Origin of the sequence: uncultured Halorubrum sp., from assembly GCF_937146585.1 — an archaeon.
Taxonomy (GTDB): domain Archaea; phylum Halobacteriota; class Halobacteria; order Halobacteriales; family Haloferacaceae; genus Halorubrum; species Halorubrum miltondacostae.
The window spans coordinates 1-18,178 of the sequence record NZ_CAKZRO010000007.1 but is presented as its reverse complement, the minus strand read 5'-3'; the positions used below and the strand labels follow the sequence as shown (position 1 = coordinate 18,178).

Sequence of the window (18,178 nt, the reverse complement as noted above, 5' to 3'; positions counted from 1 at the left end):
GAACCAGGGGTCGAGCTGGTCTTTGTACAGCGAGTACGACTCGTTCCAGTTGATCGACGGGAAGTGGCGGCGCTCCGCCAGGTCCGCGTCGAGCGCCCAGAACGTCTTCACGATCCGCAGGGTGTTCTGCGTGACCGGCTCCGAGAAGTCGCCGCCGGGCGGCGACACCGCGCCGATCGCCGAGACCGACCCCTCCGTCCCGTTGATGTTCTCGAAGTAGCCGGCGCGCTCGTAGAACTGCGCCAGGCGCGCGGCGAGGTACGCGGGGTACCCCTCCTCGCCGGGCATCTCCTCCAGCCGGGAGGAGATCTCGCGCATCGCCTCCGCCCACCGCGAGGTGGAGTCGGCCATCAGCGCCACGTCGTACCCCATGTCGCGGTAGTACTCGGCGATCGTGATCCCGGTGTAGATACAGGACTCACGCGCCGCGACGGGCATGTTCGAGGTATTCGCGATGAGCGAGGTGCGGGCCATCAGCGGGTTGCCGTTGGCCGGGTCCTCGAGCTCCGGGAAGTCCTCGATGACCTCCGTCATCTCGTTGCCGCGCTCGCCGCAGCCGACGTAGACGATGATGTCCGCGTCCGCGTACTTCGCGAGCTGGTGCTGGGTGACCGTCTTCCCCGAGCCGAAGGGGCCGGGGATCGCGGCCGTCCCGCCCTTCGCGATGGGGAACAGGCCGTCGAGGATGCGCTGGCCGGACACCAGCGGCGTCCGCGGCGTCTTCTTGTCGTTGGCGGGGCGCGCCTCGCGCACCGGCCACTCCTGGTGCATCGAGATCTCCTCGCCGTTGTCGAGCTCGACGACCGTCTCGGTGACGTCGAAGGATCCGGACTCGGCGGCGACGACCTCGCCGCCCTCGTAGTCCGGCGGCACCATGACCTTGTGGTCGATGGTGACCGTCTCCTCGACGACCCCGACGATGTCGCCGGGCTCGACGACGTCGCCGGCCGCGACCTCGGGCTCGAACTCCCACTCCTCCTCGAGGTCGATGCCGGGCGCGTCGACCCCGCGGTCGAGGTACGGACTGCCCATCTTGCCCTCCAGCACGTCCAGGGGGCGCTGAACGCCGTCGTAGATGGCGTCCAGCATCCCCGGGCCCAGGTCGACCGACAGCGGCTCGCCCGTGTTCTCGACGGGTTCGCCGGGGCCGACGCCGGAGGTCTCCTCGTACACCTGAACGGTCGTGAGGTCGCCCTCGATCTCGATCACTTCGCCCATGAGCCCTTCGTCGCCGACGTAGACGACGTCGTTCATGCGGGCGTTGAGATCGCGGGCGGTCACGACCGGACCGCTCACGCTCTGAATGACGCCGCTGTCTTCGACGGCGTCGGTTGTGTCTGCTTTGCTCATATTAGTCGTCTTCCTCCATCAGGTCGATGCCGATGGCGCGTTTGATCTGGTCGCGGAGCCCGCCGCTGCCGGCTCCGGAGCCGCCGAGCGTCACGAGGACCGGCTCGATGCTCCCCTCGACCGACTCGCGGGTCCCCCGCGAGAGGTGGTCGAGGTCGTCGTCGTGCATCACGATGATGCCGACGTCCTCGTCGTCGAGCGTCCGCTCGACGGCGTCGTCGAGCTGCTCGTCCTTCTCGTCCTCCGGGACGTTCTCGAACGCCCGGACGCCGGCGAGGCGGAACCCCGTCGTGAACTCGGGACTGCCGACGACCGCTATCTCCTGGCTCATGTTATCACCAGCTCCGATTCGATCTCGTCGGGCGAGAGCCCGGCCTCCTTCCCGCGGGCGATCGCCCGGATGTTCTCCGTCTCGCGCTCCTTCGCGAGGATGTACGAGATCACCGGGGTGACCGACACCGGGTGGATCGTGCCGAGCCGGTCGCCGTACGCCAGCAGCGCGGCGTCGATCGCGTGTTCGAACGCGATGAGGCTGTCCGCCTCCTCGAGCTCGCGCAGCGCGGGCCCGAGCTCCTCGCCGTACTGGCTGTCGCCGATGTACTCGACCAGCTCGTCGAGGTTCTGCGCCAGCCGCGCGAGCGACGAGCGGGTGAAGAGGTCGCCGCCCTCGATGAAGTACGCGGCGGGGTCGATGTCGGCCCCCGAGCGGGCGAGCCGGAGCGCGTTCGTCGCGTTCCGGAAGTCGACCTCCGCCTTGAGGAACGACTCGTACTGCCGGGTCGGCTCGTCGCCGCCGAGCCCCGAGAGGAGCCGCTCGTAGAACGCGCGGTCGACCGCGTTCTCCAAGGGCACCAGCACGTCCGTCTCCTCGAACTCGGCGTACGCCTCCCGCAGCGGCTCCCCGTAGATCGTGTCTTCGAGGACCTCGATCACGCCGTCGATCGAGTCGGCCTCCAGCAGGCGGCGGATCCGGCGGTCGCCGAACTCGCCGGCGCGGATCAGGTCGACCTCGACGGCCGACTGCTCCGCGTCGGTGTAGACGCCGCGGATGACCGTTTTCACGTTCCAGGCGTCGAACTTCCGGAGGTACCGGGCGATCAGGTCGTACAGCGACCCCTCGCTCCAGTCGAGGATGGCGTCGAACTGCTCGGCGAGGTTCCGGTTCAACGCGTACTCGATCAGGTCCACGCCGCCGTGGCGGCTGCCGAGCGCGTTGACCTCCTCGCCGTAGGTGGACTCCTCCATGAACCGGGCGATCTCGGCCGGGCCCATCCGGGTGAGCTTCCGGTACTCCTCGTCCCCGAAGAGGCTGCCGCGGCGGGCACGAACCCGCGCGACGACGTACTCGGGGTTCGGGCTGCCGGCGGCGCTCATTGGTCGAACAGCCGCTCCGAGATGTTCTTCAACTCGTCGTCCCAGACGGACTCCAGGACCGAGTCGAACGTGTTGTTCACGCGAACGCGGGAGGTGTCGCTCTCCGCGACGACGCCGCCGAGGCAGTCGACCTCGCCGTCGACCTCGGCGTTGCGGTCCGCGACGAGGTCCTCGAGCAGGTCGACGTCCTCGGCGCGGGTGTAGACGGCGACGTCCTCGTCGTCGTCGAACTCCGCGAGTGTCGCGTCGAGCAGGGCCTCGGTGAGCTCGCGACGATCGTCGCCGTCGAGGGCGCCGATGGCCGCCTCGACGTCGTCGTGGACGTCCTCTAGGACGTCACGGCGAGCGCCGAGCCGCTCCTGTTTGGCCTCGAGCTTCGCCGAGGAGAGCGTCTGTTCGCGCTCCTGGTCGATCTGGCTCTCGACCTCGGCGAGCCGCTCTTCGCGGATGCGTTCCGCGTCGGCCTCCGCATCGGCGACGATCTCGTCGGCCTCCGCCTCGGCCTGTTCACGGATCTCCTCCGCACGCGCGCGGGCTTCGTCTCGAACGTCCTCAACGACGGTTTCCAAACTCATTGGTGTGGAAGGAAGTACCGCTTAGACGATGAAGACGACGACGAGTGCGAGGATGACGATCGTCTCGGGAAGGACGGTCAGGATGAGCCCGTTGACGAAGAGGTCGTCGTCCTCGGCCATCGCGCCGACGGCGGCCGACCCGATACCGCGCTCCGCGTAGCCTGCGCCCAGCGCCGCGAGCCCGACGGCGAGGGCCGCCGCGGCGTTGGGGTCAGTCAGCGTTCCACCGGTCTGCAGTGCGAGGTTCCCGAGTTCGTTGGTAGCTTCAAACATTGGTAGTAGTTGCGGTTGCTCGTCTCCGAACGGTAGGTAGTTGCCCCTAGAGGAGTCATAAAGCTTCCCAAAACGACCGGACAGGAGACGAGAGAACGGAGGCGAGAGCGGGCGCTATCGGCGTCGGAACCCGGCGGAACCGCCGGGGGTGACCGACCGCGAAGCGGCGAGACCGACGGACGACGGACGGTCGGGTCGACCGTCAGTCGTCGCGGGTGTACTTCCGGTCGCGGCCGAACGGGAGGTACGCCCGCCCGCCGCCCTCGTAGAAGTTCCCGAAGAACTCCACGTACTCGAGGCGGACCGCCTGGATGCCGGCGGACGTGACCCCGAGCAGCAGGACGACGAGGTGGCCGACGACCGCGACGAGGACCCCGGCGACCAGCGCGACGACGCCCACAAGGCCGATGGCGGCGGGGTCGAACGCGGTGGTGATCCCCGCGAAGACCAGCTCCTCGCTCGGCGTCTCCTGGACGTGTGCGAGGTGCTCCGCGGAGAAGATGAAGTGGAAGCTCCCCTCGCCGCCCTTGTCGATGTACGCGCCGAACGCGAGCAGGTTGACCGCGAGCGCCATCCCGCCCTTCGCGAGCAGGACGGCCATGATCCGGGCGTACGAGATGACGTTGACGATGGGCGAGAGGAACTCCGCGAGCTCCGGCGGTTCGCCGATGCCGAGCAGGACGAGCCCGAGGAGCGCGGCGAGGGCGCCGGCGATGCCGACGACGACCGGGAAGCCGCTGAACGAGACCACGCCGAACGTGAGCAGCGACACCGACTCGAACAGGAAGTCGGGCTTCGGGCCGGGGACGTGCTGGCTGAAGATCCAGATCCACGCGCCGTTGAGGATCAGGAGCCACGAGCCGGCCTCGTAGAGCGCGTGCTTCACGTCGTGCCGCTTGAGCGTGCTCACGAACGAGAGCACGTGGCCGATGTTCAGGTGGACGATGCCGAACACCACGCTGACGACGAGGAACGAGAGCCCCCAGTCGAGGTCGGCCGGCGAGAGCCCCTTCCCGGCGACGGGCCAGTGGACGTCGCCCGGCAGCAGCTGGTAGGCGTGGTAGCCGAACAGGTCGATACCGAAGTAGATGCCGAACAGTATCGTGAAGCCGCCAGCCCACATCGCGACGGAGCCGAGTTCGCGGAACGCGCCCTCGAACCTCGAGTACATGAAGAACCCGATGGCGGCGTACAGGACGCCGTACCCCACGTCGCCGATCATGAACCCGAACATCGCCGGGAACGTGAGGAAGACGAGGAGCGTCGGGTCGAACTCGGTGTACTTCGGCCGCCCGAACGCCTGGACGAGCAGTTCGAAGGGGCCGGCCGCGCTGCCGTTGTCCTGGACGACCGGCGGGTCGTCGGTCCCGTGCGCCGCGTGGCCGCCGTCCGTGGCGGCCTCGGGCTCGGCGGTCGCGTCCTCGGCGTCACCGCCGCCGGCCGCCTGAGAGGCGGACGCCGCGCCGCCGCCGGTCTCCGCGACCGGCTCGGCGTGGTGGTCGCCGTCGGGCGTGAACGACGCCCGTTCGAGCTCCTCGACCTCGACGTGGTCGCCGACGGCGTCGACGACCGCCGCCTCGAAGTCGGGGTACGACTCGGTCGGCACCCATCCCTCCGCGACGAACGCGTTCTCGGTGGTCGCGAAGGAGAGCGGCGCCTCCTTCTTCTCCGCCTCGATAGTGAGCTCCTCCTCGGCGCGCAGCAGGAAGCCCGCCGCCTCCTCCTTCACCGAGTCGAGCTCCGCCTCGACGCCGGCGAGCTCGTCGCGGAGGTCGGCCTGCTCGGCCTCCAGCTCCGCGACGTACTCCTCCGGGCTCGCGTCGGCGTCCGGGACGTCGAGCAGCGCGATGTCGACGCCGACGAGGGCGTCCTGGACGACGCCCTCGGCGTCGCCGTCGGCCGGCTTCGCGACGATGGCGAGCACGTCGCCGCCGACGAACACGTCGAAGGCGTCGATCGCCTCGGCGTCTCCGAGCGCCGCCTCGACGGCGGCGGGCTTGGCCTCGCCGACGACGACCTCGACCGAGTCGTAGCCGCGCAGGTACTCGAGGTCGATCCCGAGCTCCGCGAACGGCTCCATCCGGTCGATCTCCTCCTGGCGGTCGCGGATCGCGCCCTGTAGTTCGTCGCGCTGGTCGTTGAGGTCGTTGACGCGCTCGCGGACGCGGTCGAGTTCGGCTTCGAGCTCGTCGTCGTCGAGCGACCGGGCGACCTCGGCGTCGTCCTCGTCGACGTCGAGGATGCTCTCGAGCGACCGGACCGTCACGAGCCGCTCGTTGACGGTCTCGGCCCCCTCGAGCGACGTCCCGGGGTCGAACCCCTCGTACCGGTCGTCGTAGTCGGTGACGTGCAGGGAGTGGTGGGCGTACGCCGCCTCGATGACGTCGTCGATGACGCGCTTCGAGCCCGTCACCGACACCCGGCTCATCTGCTCAGGCCTGAGCATCCACCGCCTCCTCGGCCTCGTCGTGGACCGCCGCTTCGAACTGCTCGACGGCGTAGTCGACGGCCGATTCCACCCGGTCGCGGGCCTCGCGTTCGAGCTCGTCGCGGTCGGCACGCCCCGATTCGAGGATCTCCTCGCGCCGCTCCTCGATCTCCGCTCGGGCCGCTTCGAGCCGCTCTTCGGCCTCGGACTCCGCCTCCTCCTCGGCCTCGGCGCGGATCTCGTCCGCGCGCTCTCGAGCTTCGGCGAGGCGCTCTTCGGCGTCCGATTCGGCGTCCGCGATGATCTCGTCCGCCTCCCGTTCGGCCTCCTTGATCGAGTTGAGCACCTCTGGTCTCGCCATGCTACTAATCGCCTGAATCTCTACTAGCGATGTATAAGGTGTTTGCGAAAGCCCGCGGGGTTGCGCGCGGATTTCGGGCCCGTTCCGGGGGGATTTCGGACCGAACCGCGGCGCGGGTCCGGTCGCCGCCGCCTACATTTAAGTAGCAGTCGCCGGACCGTCACCGTATGGCAACGGTGTATGCGGTCGCGTCGGCGAAAGGTGGGGTCGGGAAGACCACCACGACCGCGGCGGTGGCGACGATCCTGGCGGACTCGGGAGCCGACGTCGTCGCGATCGACGCCGACCTCGGCATGGCGAACCTCGCGGGCGCCGTCGGGGTGACGCCCGGCGAGACCACCCTCCACGACGTCCTCGCCGGCGAGGCGGATCCCGAGGCGGCGGTCCGCGAGGGACCGGCCGGACTCCGGGTCGTGCCGGGGGCGGCGGACCTCGACGCGTACGCGGCCGCGGACCCCTCGGGGCTCCGGGGGGTCGTCGAGGCGTTCGCCGACGCCGACTACGTGTTCGTCGACGCCGGCGCGGGGCTGTCGCACGACTCCACGCTGCCGCTCGCGATCGCCGACGAGGCGCTCCTCGTCTCGACGCCGGAGCGGAGCGCCCTCGGCGACACCGAGAAGACGCGGCAGCTGACGGAGCGCCTCGGCGGGACCGTCGCCGGGGCCGCGATCACCCGCGTGACGGCGGACGCCGACGAGGTGGTCACGGCCCTGCTGGACGCCCCGATTCTCGGTCGGATCCCGGAGGACGAGGCGGTGGCTCGGGCCGCCGCCGCGAACGGCCCCCTGGCCGCCATCGCGCCGGACGCGCCGGCGACGCGGGCGTACCGCGACCTGACTCGCTCCCTGACCGGAGCGGACGTCGACGGCGCGGGACTGGCCGAGCCCGCGGCCGACGCCGCGGCCGGAGCCGGGGCGGACAGCGCGGAGGCCGGCGACGCGGGAGCCGACGACGGGCCGACCGCGGCGGACGACGACGCCGTGATCGTCGACGACGGACCGGCCGCGGACGACGCGGGCGACGGTGACTCCGAAGCGGCGAGCGAGCGGGACGACGCCGACGAGGAGACGGGCGAGGCCGCGGCCGTCGAGGGCGGTCAGGAAGCGGGCGCGGAGCCCGAGTCGGACGAGGACATCATCGTCGCGGACCCCGACGCGAGCGGCGTGGCCGAACCGGGCGACGGCGACGACATCATCGTCGCGAGCGAGAGCGAACCGGCGGGCGACGTGGGAGACGAGGACCTAGACGACGATACGGACGAGGACCTGGGCGATAATACGGGTGAAGGCGGAGACGAAGACACGGACGAGAGCGGGGACGACGTCGCGGACGAGGACACGGACGAAGGCGGAGACGACGTCGCGGACGAAGACCTGAGCGGCGATACGGAGGAAGACACACGCGACGCTAGCGGCGAGCCGGACGAGTCAGTCGAGAGCGACGAGCCGACTCAGGAGACCGGCGGCGACGCGGCGAGCGGCGACGCGGCCGGTGACGAGTCCATGGCCGGAGGGAGAGCGGCCGCCGAGCTCGAGGCCACCGGCCCGGACGCCGCGACGGAGGAGGAGTCGGACGCGATCCCCGACGCGGACGAGACGGCGCGCGAAGCGGCCACCGGACGCGACGAGGGGGCCGCGGGCGCTGACTCGGGGGCGGGAGACGACATCGACGACGAGCTCGCGGGGAGCATCCCGTTCCGCGACGACGACACCGGGACGATGAACACCGTGCTGTCGGAGGAGGACGAGGAGGACGGCGACGGCGAAGAGACGACGGACGACGCCGGCTCGTCGTCCGCCGACGACGAAGACGAGGAAGAGGGCGGCAGCGGGTTCTTCAGTCGGTTACTCGGTCGCTGATCGGAGCGGGGCGGTCCGTCAGGCCTCGGAGGGGGCGCGGGCGCGGTCGCGGATCAGCTCGCGGATCTCCTCGGGATCGGTGACCGCCGCGAGCTCCTCGCAGGAGACCAGCGCGGTCCCGTCGACGGACTCGCGCTTCTCGTCCTCCTCGGTGAAGTACACCGAGCGGGTCCGAGCCACTTCGCCGATGGACGACATGATCCGGGCGCGCTTCTCGGCCGCGGCGGTGAACGCCGAGTGGCCGGTGAGCACCCGCGTCGCCGGGCTGTCCTCGTCCTCGGAGACGGCCTTGAACGGGGCGCGGGCGGTCGGGTGGACGGTGAACCCCGCGCTCGTGAGCACGTGGAGGACGTGTTCGTCGTCGGGGTCGGCCGCGGGGGCCGACGGGGTCGGCTCCGAGTCGCGGACGTCGTCCGCGCCCTCGAGCACGTCGACCGGGCTAGAGAACGGCTGGTCGAACAGCTCCTCCAGCTGGATCGCCACCTCGATGGAGGCGTTCATCCCGTCCTCGTACTTCGAGACGGTGCGGCGGGAGACGCCCAGCTCGTTCGCGAGGCGGCCGAGCGACCAGCCGCGCTCCTCGCGCTCGTCGGCGAGGAGGTCGCCGTCGAGGCTGACGTACAGCCCGCCGGGGGCGGCGTAGATGAGCGGCGGCATCCCCTCGACGAAGAGGTCGTAGGCGGTGTCCGGGTTGATCACCGGCACGCCGTGTCGGAAGTAGACGACGCCGGGCTTCAGCTCCTCGTCGCGGGTGCGGATCCCGATCACCATCGGCGTCCCCCTGAGGTACTCGCCGAGCCGGCGCATCTCCGCGCCGGTCTCCGCGTCGAGGGCGTCGACGTTGCCGAGGATCTTCAGGAGGAGGAGGTCCTCGTCGCGGCGGGCCGCCACGTCGAAGCTCTTGGGCCGGACCGCACACCGGTCGCTGACGAGGAACCCTGCGTCCTCCAGCATCGCGGTGACGTTCCCGATGAGCGCAGTCCGGGACATAGCCGAAACAAGCGTCTCACCGTATATATGCGTTGTGTCGCCCGTCCGCCGACGAACCCACCGCCCGCGGGCGATTTCTCCCGCTCGCGGCGGGAAACGGTTATATACTCGACCGGCGCCGCAATCGGCTCAGCCGGCCGGGAGCGGCCTCGACCGGCCTCGAAAGGGGCTTGACGCGCCGCCGCGAACCTCGCGGCATGCCGATCGTCGCCGTCGACGACACCGACTCCCGCGAGCAAGGGATGTGTACGACCTACGTGGCGACGCGGGTCGCGGAGCGGCTCGCGGACGCCGGGGGGCGGGTCCGACGCCGGCTGCTCGTCCGCCTGAACCCGGCCGTGAAACACAAGACGCGAGGGAACGCCGCGGTCGCGCTCCACGTCTCCGGTGTCGACGCCGAGCGGGCCGCGACCGTCGCGAGCGAGACGGTCGCGGAGTTCGCCGCCGCGTCGGACCCGCGGACGTCACCCGGCGCCGTCGTCGCCGACCGCGACGTCGACGGCGACCCCTTCGACCCGACCGGCTCGCCGATCCCGGACGCGGTCGCCCGGTTCGCTCGCCGCGCGCTCCGGGAGCGGCTCTCCGTCGCGGAGGCGGTCGAACTCGCCGAGGAACACGGGTTCCGACACGCCGCCGTCGGGTCGGCCGGCGGCGCGGGCGAGGCGGGCGCGGTCACGGGCCGGGGGCGGATCGGCGCGCTCGCCGCGGTCGGTGCGCCGGCCGCGTTCGATGACTGGACGTTCGAGCGGATCTCATACCGCGAGCTCGACCGCTGCGGGACGCCCCGCGAGGTCGACGCCGAGAGCCTCTTCGCCGCGGCCGACGAGGGGTACCCGACGGTCTGGGACACGGTCGACCGCGAGGCGGGGAACGCCGTCTGCGTGCCCAACGCGCCGGGCCCGATCCTCCACGGGATCCGGGGCGACGACGCGACCGCGTGCCGGGCGGTGGCGGCCGCCGTCGGCGGCGAGCCGGTCGAGCGGGCCGCGACGTTCCTGACGAACCAGGGCACCGACGCCCACCTCGCGCCCGGGCGGGTCGGCGACCTCCGCGACGGCGCGGGCTACCGAGTCGCCGGGACGGTGGCGAGCGCGCCGGAGACGAAGCGGGGGGGCCACGTCCACGTCGACGTCGCGAGCGACGCGCCCGGAACGGGTGCCGATGGGGGAAAGGACGCCGACCGACTCCGCGCCGTCGCGTTCGCCCCGACGGGCCGGTTCCGCGACCGCGTCCGGGCGCTCCGCCCCGGCGACAGGGTCACGCTCTGCGGCGAACACGAGGTGCGCGACGACGCCAACGGGCCGGAGAGCACCCTGAAACTGGAGAAGTTCGCCGTCCGCGACCTCGTCCGGACCGCGCCCGCGGTGCCGACCTGCCCGGACTGCGGGCGCTCGATGTCGTCGGCCGGGAGCGGTCAGGGGTACCGCTGTCGCGACTGCGGGACGAGCGCGCCGGGGAAGGTCGCGGAGCCCGTCGAGCGCGACCTCGAGGCCGGCTGGCACGAGGTCCCGCCGAGCGCGCGCCGACACGTCGCGAAGCCACTCGTCCGCGGCGGGTTCGACGCGCCGACCCACCCGGAGCGATAAAGTGCTCGCCGCGCGAGCGGGCCGACGTGACCGGAATCGTCTTCCACGCGACGGAGCGGCGCGACGCGGTCGTCGAGTTCTACCGCGAGCGACTGGACGCGACGGTGCGGCTCGAACAGCCCGACTGTACGATCCTGGCGTTCGACGGCTTCCTGTTCGGGTTCTGCGAGCGCGACGAGGCCGACGACTGCGGCATCCTCACGTTCGTCTACCCGGACCGAGACGCGGTCGACGCCGCGAGCGAGCGGCTCGGCGACGCGGTCGTGACGCCGCCGCGAGAGAACGAGACGTACGACATCTACCAGTGCTTCGCCGAGGACCCCGAGGGCCGGACCGTCGAGTGCCAGGTGTTCCTCGACGACGCGGTCGACATCGAGTGAGGCGGTCGGGGACGGCCGAGGGTGACGGACTGCGCTCAGTCGTCGAGGTCGTGGGCGTCGCGCCACGCCGCCGCCCGCTCCTCGGCGGCCTCGGGGTCGTCGAACCGCTGCCGCTCGTAGGTCGACTCGTCGACCGCCTGCTCCATCACGTCGAGTCGGGCGACGACGCCGCCGGCCGACCGCTCGCGGAGCCTGACGGTCGCGTACCCGTCCGATCGCTCCCACTCGGTGACAGTGCCGTCGTCGCGCTCCAGCGACCAACTCATACCCGGGCGCACGCGCCCCGCGGCTAAAGCGGTGCGGTTCCGAAACGGTCGCGGGGGTGTCCTCCGCCCGGCATCGGTCGGCGTCGCTCGTCCCCGCGGGTCAGTCGCTCGCGCTCGGCGAGCGGTCCGCGCTCGGCTGCTCCTCGGCGTCCGGGGTGGCCGCGTACCCGCACACCGGACAGAGGACGTAGCCGAGCGAGTCGTACGGGACCGACGTCGAGGGGGCGCTCACGTCGCACTCGGGACAGTCGAACGTCGCTGCGTTCTCGGTCGACATGGTACCACGTATCGACCGATCGCCCCTAGTTATGGGCCGCTTGCTGTCCCGTCAACGCCACCCTACTTATATACCGAGTCCGAACTCGGGCGCGTGACCGACGACGAACACGCGGGCGGGGCGGGAGCGGGGAGTTCGACCCGACCGCACGAGCGACGACGCGAGCGGACCGCGCGCCGGCTGGACGCGGTCGACGCGGCCGGACTGGTCGCGTTCCCGAGCCGCAACCTCGAGTACCTCACCGGCTTCGCCGAGGAGCCGGGCGAGCGACACTTCTTCCTCGTCGTGCCGGCGGCGAGCGCCCCCGACCCGGAGCCGGCGCTGCTCGTGCCGGCGCTGTACGAGACGCAGGTCCGCGAGGCGACGACCGTCGATGAGGTCCGGACGTGGGCCGACGGCGAGGACCCGGTCGCGGCGACGCGCGGACTGCTCGCGGACCGGGGGCTCGACGCCGGGCGGCTCCTCGTCGACGACACCATGTGGGCGCGGTTCTCGCAGGACCTCCGCGCGGCGGCCCCCGACGCGGCGTGGGGGCTCGCGAGCGAGGCGCTCGCCGACCTCCGGGTCCGGAAGGACGACGCCGAGCTGGCGGCGTTGCGCGAGGCCGCCGCGGTCGCGGACGCGGTCGTCGGCGACCTCCGCGAACTGGGCGCGGACGCGGTCGGGATGACCGAGGCCGCGCTCGCCGACCGGATCGCCGAGCGGTTGGCCGAGCGCGGGGGCCGCGGCGTCAGCTTCGAGACGGTGGTCGCGGCGGGCGAGAACGGCGCGAAGCCCCACCACGGGCACGGCGACCGAGAGATACGGGCCGGCGAGCCGGTCGTCCTCGACTTCGGGACGCGCGTCGACGGCTACCCCTCCGACCAGACGCGGACCCTCGTCTTCGACGGCGAACCGGCCGAGGCGTACGCCGAGGTCCACGAGGTCGTGCGCGAGGCGCAGGCGGCCGGCGTCGAAGCCGTCGAGCCCGGCGTCCCGGCGTCCGCCGTCGACCGCGCCGCGCGCGAGGTGATCGAGGCGGCGGGGTACGGCGACGCGTTCGTCCATCGGACCGGCCACGGCGTGGGCTTGGACGTCCACGAGGAGCCGTACCTCGTCGCCGGCAACGACCGCCCGCTGGAGCCGGGGATGGTCTGTTCGGTCGAGCCGGGGATCTACCTCGACGGGCGGTTCGGCTGTCGGATCGAGGACCTCGTGGTCGTCACCGGGGACGGCTGCGAGCGGCTGAACCGGACCGACCGCGGGTGGGACTGACGGCCGTCGAGGGTGGCGGCGGGGTCCCTAGCGAAGAGAGAAACATGGGATCGGCGTGTCGGACGTCGACACGCGAACGCGGGAGTCGTGTGCCTACCCCCGACAATAGATTGCCGTTACATAATATAACAGTATTACCGTATTATTTCGGGTGTATTCCCCCAGTCGGATGGAGCATCCCGGCGCGGCCCGCACGGAGGGGCGAGCGGCATCGAAACCATTAGTGTCGCCCGAGCGGAACCGCGGGGCATGAGCGACACCGATGCGGACGACGGAGACGAGGAGGCGGAAGCGGAGCCGGCCGTCGAACTCGGCGACGGGCCGGACGTGGCCGGCGAACCGGTCGCCCGCGTCGCGTCGCGGCTCACCTGGCCCGCGACGCGCAGCGACGTCCGCGAGCAGGAGGGCGACGCCGAGGTCCGGACGCCCGAGGGGCCGCGCACGCTCGACGACGTGCTCGCGGAGAGCGAGGTGCCGCTGTTCGAGAGCCGGGGCGACTTCGTCCAGGCGGTCGAGGCGGTCGTCGGTCGCGGCCCGGTCGCGACCGAGTAAGCGTCGAGCGCGAGAATTCTCTTCGTAAGCGGGTCGAGATGACGAGCCGCGGATGTCAATCACCGCGCTGTGGCGCGTGCCTCCGAACGCCCGCAGGGCGTGAGGAGCACGCGCGAGGGAGCCGGTGAGCGCTCGGAGAGCGCGAACCGCGAGGCTGGGGGAGGCGTGAGGTGCGGAGTTGTAGCGGGGGATTCGAAGGGACAGCCGCGAGGCCGCCGTAGGCGACGTAAGTACCGCAGGGAGGGTGCGCCAGCGACCGACGGAGGAACGCAGCGAGCGTACGGCGGCCTCGCGGCCGGGGCTTCGGCGGCGTTCGCCGCCGATGTACTGGCGACTACGGATACGTAAACGACCCGCGCGCCGACTGGCTACCCACCCGCTCCACTGCCATCGGTTGCGTCGCGGTCCAGCCACGAGACCGCGAGCGACTCGAACGGCGCGGAGTACCCCATCAGCGTCGTGCCCAGCACCGCCATCACGAGGACGTAGGCGACGGCGAAGGCGTTGATCGTCGCCGCGAGCGCCGGGTCGAACGCGCCGGCGCTCGCCCCGGTGACCGCGACCGTCGCGATGATCAGCGAGAACTCCCCGCGGGTGGTCATGCCGAGGCCGACCCGCGTCGAGCGCCGGGCGTCGAGGTCGAACGCGCGCCCGGCGAGGTAGCCCGTGACGACCTTCGACGGCGTGGTGACGACGACCGCGAGCGCGACGAGCGCCGCGACGTCGGGGAACAGCGCCGGGTCGGTGACGAGCCCGATCCAGAAGAAGAACACCGCGGCGAAGACGTCCCGGACCGGTTCGAGGATCGTCTCGATCGCACGGACCCGCTCCGTCGCCGAGAAGCCCATTCCGACGAAGAAGGCCGCGACCGCCTCGCTGACGCCGAGCGCGAGCGCCGCGCCGGCGACGAACACGACCGCGGCCACGGCGCGCAGCGCCACGAACTCCCGGTTGTCGGTCGCGACGAGCCGCTCGAACAGCGGACCGCCGAACCGGACAACCCCGAGGAGTCCGGCGATGAACGCGAGCGCGACCCCCACGTCGACCGCGGCCGCGACGACGTCGCCGCCGCCGAGCACCAAGGCGGACGCGACCGAGAGGTAGACCGCGATGAACAGGTCCTCGTACACCAAGGTGCCGAGCAGCGGCTCCGCCTCGTCGTTGGCGATCCAACCGAGGTCGATGAGCGACTTCGTGATCACCGCCGACGAGGAGATGTAGACGATGCCCGCGACGAGGAACGCCGGCAGGAGCGCGCCGAAGACGAGCCAGCCGAGGACGAGTCCGACGCCGAAGTTCGCGAGGTCGATCGTGCCCGCCGTCCCGATCTGACGGCCGCGGGCGAACAGGCGGTCGAGGTTGAACTCCAGGCCGAGGAAGAAGAGGAGGAAGACGATCCCCAACTCCGCCCCGAGCGAGATGAACTCCGTCTCCGGGACGTAGACGGTCCCCGCCACGGGAAGGTCGACGCGGCCGAGGACGGACTCCCCGAGCAACATCCCGACGAGGATGTACGCGGGGATCACGGACTGGCCGAGGCGGTGCGCGAGCGCGCCGGCGACCGCGACCCCGGCGAACATGACGCCGACGTCGAAAAGCGCCACTACCGGACACCTCCGCGGCGGACGGACGCGACGACCGGAACGACTGGCGCGATCGCGGCGACAGTAGCGGGTGCGACGACTCCGGGCGGGCCGCCGCTCATTCCGTGAGGATCTCTTCGAACGCCGCGCAGTTCTCGGGCGTCCCGACCCCGATCAGGGTGTCGCCCTCGCGGAGGGTGGTCTCGGCGTCGGGGCTGTCGATCACCGCGTCGGCGCGCTGGATGGCGACCACCGCGAGCCCGGTCCGACCCCCGATGTCGGCGCTCTCTAAGGTCTCGCCGACGAGCGGCGACCCGGGCGGGAGCTCGTACCACTCCAAGAGGATCCCCCCGGGCAGGGTCGTCTCCTGCGTCTCCGGCTCGACCGGCTGGAAGTACGCCCCCTCGATGATCGAACCGATGGTCCGCGCGAGGTCGTCGGAGAACTCGAACGCCTTCTCCGAGTCGGCGTCCGGGGCGGGGCGGCGGAACACCTCGCGTTTGCCCGTGTTGTGGATGACGACGACCATCTCCTCGCCGCCGCCGAGCTCGATCTCGAACTTCTTCCCGACCCCGGGGAGGTCGGACTCGCGAATCGTCATGGCGTGACCAGAGAGTCCACCGTAATATGTCTGTACCCCGGCGGTCGCCGACCGCGGCGCGTCCGACGGACGGCGTCCGCGCGCACCAAACGCTAAGTGGACCGGGGCCGACTGGGCTCCCATGTGGGGCTCCCGCGGGGGTCGAGACCGGCGGACGGTGGTCTGTATCGCGTGCGGAGACTCGGTGTTGCGGGAGGACGCGCGCGAGTACGACAAGGAGGGCGACCGGTGGAGCCGGCGCGACAAGGAGTTCGAACACCTCTGTGCCGACTGCGACGACGAGCTCTGCCACCAGCCTCGCGACGGGCTCGAGTCGCTGCTTCGCGACATCGAGGCGGACGGGCTCACGGACGAGGAGTTCCTCGGCCGCTACGTCGACGCGGTGACGAGCGGCGACGGCGACCGCGCCGACGAGGACGGATCGGGAGCGCGCTCGGACCGCGGCCGGTCGGACAGGCGGCGCTCGGATCGCGACCGCGACCGAGACCGGTAGCCCCGTCGGCGGATCGCGTCCCCGTCAGCCCGCCCGACAGGCCTTTCTAACGGACCCGCGTTGGTGGAGGTATGTCAGACGACGAGCCGAAGCCCGGGTCCGCCGAGGACCAGGGCCCCGTGACGATCACGCCGGAGCTCGCGGACCGACTCGCCGAGAAGCGCGAGGAGCTGTTCGAGGAGTTCGAGATCCGCGACGAGTTCCCGAGCGAGGTGCTCCGCGAGGCGGAGGCGCGGACCGAGGGCGTCTACGAGGAGATCGAAGCCGAGATCGACGACCGCGAGGACCTCCGCGACCTCACCACGTGGACCACCGACCCGGTCGACGCGCAGGACTTCGACGACGCCATCTCCATCGAGCGCGAGGAGGGGGCCTACCGGCTGTGGGTCCACATCGCCGACGTCACCCACTACGTCACCCCGGACACCGCGATGTGGGAGGAGGCGGTCGAGCGCGCCAACACCGTCTACCTGCCCGACTACACGATCCACATGCTCCCGCCGGTGCTGGCCGAGACGGTCTGCTCGCTCGTCCCGAACGAGGACCGGCTCGCGCACACCGTCGAGATGGAGATCGACGACGAGACGCTATCCTTCGAGGACATCGACATCTACAAGTCGGTCATCAACTCCGACGAGCGGCTCACCTACTCGGAGTGCGAGAACCGCCTCGACGACCCCTCGCTCCCGCTCGGCGCGGAGAACGAGCTCGCCTTCGAGCTCGCGGACCGGATGCACGAGCAGCGCAAGGCGGACGGCTCGCTCGTGTTGAATCCCCGGCGCGACCGCGCGCACACCATCATCGAGGAGTCGATGCTGAAGGCGAACAAGGCGGTGACGCACACGCTGATGTGGGACCGCGGCGTCGAGGCGATGTACCGCGTCCACCCCCAGCCGACCCCCGACCAGTGGAACGAGGCGTTAAAAGAGATCCAGGAGCTCGACGGCGTCTCCATCCCGGGCGACGCGTGGGGCGACGACCCGCGGAAAGCGGTCAACGCCGCCTTAGAGGAGTCGCCCGAGCGCCAGCTCAACAAGATCCAGCGCGCCGTGCTGAAGGTGATGCCCCGCGCGAAGTACATGAACGACCCGTTCGGCGGCCACCACGCGCTCAACTTCGACATCTACGGCCACTTCACCTCGCCCATCCGCCGGCTGTCGGACACGATCAACCACTGGATCGTTCACGAGAACGACGTGCCCGAGACCCTCCTCGAGCTCTGCGACCACGCCAGCGACAAGCAGAAGGACGGCGAGACCGCCGAGCGGCTCTACAAGCAGTTCCTCCAAGAGCAGGGGCTCGACCCGTACGCGGTCAACAACCGCGGCGTCGCGGTCGTCGAGGACCCCGAGGAAGCGAAGCACACGGCGTAGTCCCGCGGACCATTCTGTTCCGCCCGAACGCCCGGCTCGCGAGCGCGCGGGCCGCCGGGAGATATACACCTGCTCGGCCGCAACGATCGGTATGAACGGCCACGAACACGACAGCGACGCGGACCGACGCGAGGCGGACCCGCTCGAACCGACCGGCGACCCCGAGCGCGACGCGGAGCGCGCGGCGACGGTCGGCGGCTTCACCGGGGCGGTCCTCGGCGCTCGGGGCGGCCCCGTCGGGGCCGGGATCGGCGCGCTCCTGGGCGGCTCGACCGGCTACGCCGTGGGCTACGCGCTGAGCGAGATGGAGTCGATGGCTGACGAGGAGTTCGGTCACGACGACGACGGCGGCGACGGCCACGAGACGGTGGAATCCGACCCGGACGCGACGACGACCGACAGCGGGCCCGTGACGATCGACGTCCACTCCGAAGGGGAGGACGACGGGGCTGCGGACGAAGAGGCTGCGGACGGCGAGGAGCCCGAAGCGGACCACGACGAAGAAGGAGCCGATCACGAAGAAGACGGACACGACGGTTCCGGCGGAAACGAAGGCGACCACCACGATTCCGACGGAGACGAAGGCGACCACCACGATTCCGA

At 71.1% G+C, this 18,178-nt stretch carries 19 protein-coding genes and 1 pseudogene; 8 read left to right on the top strand and 12 right to left on the bottom strand.

Features of this window, described 5'->3' with window-relative positions; all coding sequences use genetic code 11:
* The 7 genes from Q0116_RS00635 to ahaH form a co-directional block, all read right to left on the bottom strand.
* The coding region (locus Q0116_RS00635; RefSeq protein ID WP_297884527.1) for a V-type ATP synthase subunit A at positions 1–1,350 on the bottom strand (1,350 nt) is incomplete at its 3' end.
* A gap of 1 nt (position 1,351) precedes the next feature.
* Complete coding sequence (locus tag Q0116_RS00630) at positions 1,352–1,681, bottom strand: V-type ATP synthase subunit F (RefSeq protein ID WP_297884525.1); 330 nt, start codon at positions 1,679–1,681, stop codon at positions 1,352–1,354.
* Positions 1,678–2,724, bottom strand: coding sequence for a V-type ATP synthase subunit C (locus Q0116_RS00625; protein ID WP_297884524.1), 1,047 nt, complete (start codon positions 2,722–2,724; stop codon positions 1,678–1,680). Before Q0116_RS00625 ends, Q0116_RS00630 begins: the two co-directional genes overlap by 4 nt.
* Positions 2,721–3,299 carry a V-type ATP synthase subunit E gene (locus Q0116_RS00620; protein WP_297884522.1) on the bottom strand — a complete coding sequence of 193 codons (579 nt, stop codon included), beginning with the start codon at positions 3,297–3,299 and terminating at the stop codon, positions 2,721–2,723. The genes Q0116_RS00625 and Q0116_RS00620 overlap by 4 nt, the downstream gene beginning before the upstream one ends.
* A gap of 21 nt (positions 3,300–3,320) precedes the next feature.
* On the bottom strand, positions 3,321–3,572 hold the full coding sequence (locus Q0116_RS00615) for a hypothetical protein (RefSeq protein ID WP_297884521.1): 252 nt from the start codon (positions 3,570–3,572) through the stop codon (positions 3,321–3,323).
* 202 nt (positions 3,573–3,774) lie between these two features.
* On the bottom strand, positions 3,775–6,000 hold the full coding sequence (locus tag Q0116_RS00610; RefSeq protein WP_297884529.1) for a V-type ATP synthase subunit I: 2,226 nt from the start codon (positions 5,998–6,000) through the stop codon (positions 3,775–3,777).
* A gap of 4 nt (positions 6,001–6,004) precedes the next feature.
* Positions 6,005–6,361 carry an ATP synthase archaeal subunit H gene (gene ahaH / locus Q0116_RS00605; RefSeq protein WP_297884520.1) on the bottom strand — a complete coding sequence of 119 codons (357 nt, stop codon included), beginning with the start codon at positions 6,359–6,361 and terminating at the stop codon, positions 6,005–6,007.
* 167 nt (positions 6,362–6,528) lie between these two features.
* Between ahaH and Q0116_RS00600 the strand changes: the two genes are divergently transcribed.
* Positions 6,529–8,220 (top strand): P-loop NTPase, encoded by a 1,692-nt coding sequence (locus Q0116_RS00600; RefSeq protein ID WP_297884519.1) that lies wholly within the window; start codon positions 6,529–6,531, stop codon positions 8,218–8,220.
* 18 nt (positions 8,221–8,238) lie between these two features.
* Here Q0116_RS00600 and Q0116_RS00595 read toward each other — a convergent pair whose 3' ends face one another.
* On the bottom strand, positions 8,239–9,210 hold the full coding sequence (locus tag Q0116_RS00595; protein ID WP_297884517.1) for a transcriptional regulator: 972 nt from the start codon (positions 9,208–9,210) through the stop codon (positions 8,239–8,241).
* Between the two features lie 197 nt (positions 9,211–9,407).
* On the opposite strand from Q0116_RS00595, the gene Q0116_RS00590 reads away from it, so the two are divergent.
* Positions 9,408–10,796, top strand: coding sequence for a tRNA(Ile)(2)-agmatinylcytidine synthase (locus Q0116_RS00590; protein ID WP_297884516.1), 1,389 nt, complete (start codon positions 9,408–9,410; stop codon positions 10,794–10,796).
* A gap of 26 nt (positions 10,797–10,822) precedes the next feature.
* A complete protein-coding gene (locus Q0116_RS00585; RefSeq protein WP_297884515.1) occupies positions 10,823–11,176 on the top strand; it encodes a VOC family protein in 354 nt (117 codons plus the stop codon).
* A gap of 35 nt (positions 11,177–11,211) precedes the next feature.
* On the opposite strand, the gene Q0116_RS00580 is transcribed toward Q0116_RS00585, so the two are convergent.
* Positions 11,212–11,442 (bottom strand): hypothetical protein, encoded by a 231-nt coding sequence (locus Q0116_RS00580; RefSeq protein WP_297884514.1) that lies wholly within the window; start codon positions 11,440–11,442, stop codon positions 11,212–11,214.
* Between the two features lie 100 nt (positions 11,443–11,542).
* Entirely contained in the window at positions 11,543–11,719 is a 177-nt protein-coding gene (locus Q0116_RS00575) for a hypothetical protein (RefSeq protein WP_297884513.1), read from the bottom strand.
* A gap of 93 nt (positions 11,720–11,812) precedes the next feature.
* Here Q0116_RS00575 and Q0116_RS00570 point away from each other — a divergent pair, with 93 nt between their 5' ends.
* Positions 11,813–12,973, top strand: coding sequence for an aminopeptidase P family protein (locus Q0116_RS00570; protein WP_297884511.1), 1,161 nt, complete (start codon positions 11,813–11,815; stop codon positions 12,971–12,973).
* Between the two features lie 249 nt (positions 12,974–13,222).
* The gene (locus Q0116_RS00565) at positions 13,223–13,525 is read left to right on the top strand and encodes a DUF5789 family protein (RefSeq protein WP_297884510.1); all 303 of its coding nucleotides are present in this window, start codon (positions 13,223–13,225) and stop codon (positions 13,523–13,525) included.
* Positions 13,526–13,893: 368 nt separating this feature from the next.
* On the opposite strand, the gene Q0116_RS00560 is transcribed toward Q0116_RS00565, so the two are convergent.
* Both Q0116_RS00560 and Q0116_RS00555 read right to left on the bottom strand, forming a co-directional pair.
* Positions 13,894–15,129, bottom strand: coding sequence for a cation:proton antiporter (locus Q0116_RS00560; RefSeq protein WP_297884509.1), 1,236 nt, complete (start codon positions 15,127–15,129; stop codon positions 13,894–13,896).
* A 97-nt stretch (positions 15,130–15,226) separates the two neighbouring features.
* A complete protein-coding gene (locus Q0116_RS00555) occupies positions 15,227–15,709 on the bottom strand; it encodes a cation:proton antiporter regulatory subunit (protein ID WP_297884508.1) in 483 nt (160 codons plus the stop codon).
* Between the two features lie 121 nt (positions 15,710–15,830).
* Between Q0116_RS00555 and Q0116_RS00550 the strand changes: the two genes are divergently transcribed.
* The 3 genes and pseudogenes from Q0116_RS00550 to Q0116_RS00540 form a co-directional block, all read left to right on the top strand.
* The gene (locus Q0116_RS00550) at positions 15,831–16,202 is read left to right on the top strand and encodes a hypothetical protein (RefSeq protein WP_297884507.1); all 372 of its coding nucleotides are present in this window, start codon (positions 15,831–15,833) and stop codon (positions 16,200–16,202) included.
* Positions 16,203–16,273: 71 nt separating this feature from the next.
* Complete coding sequence (locus Q0116_RS00545) at positions 16,274–17,575, top strand: ribonuclease R family protein (protein WP_297884506.1); 1,302 nt, start codon at positions 16,274–16,276, stop codon at positions 17,573–17,575.
* Positions 17,576–17,666: 91 nt separating this feature from the next.
* Positions 17,667–18,178, top strand: a pseudogene (locus tag Q0116_RS00540) (hypothetical protein); the annotation flags it as partial.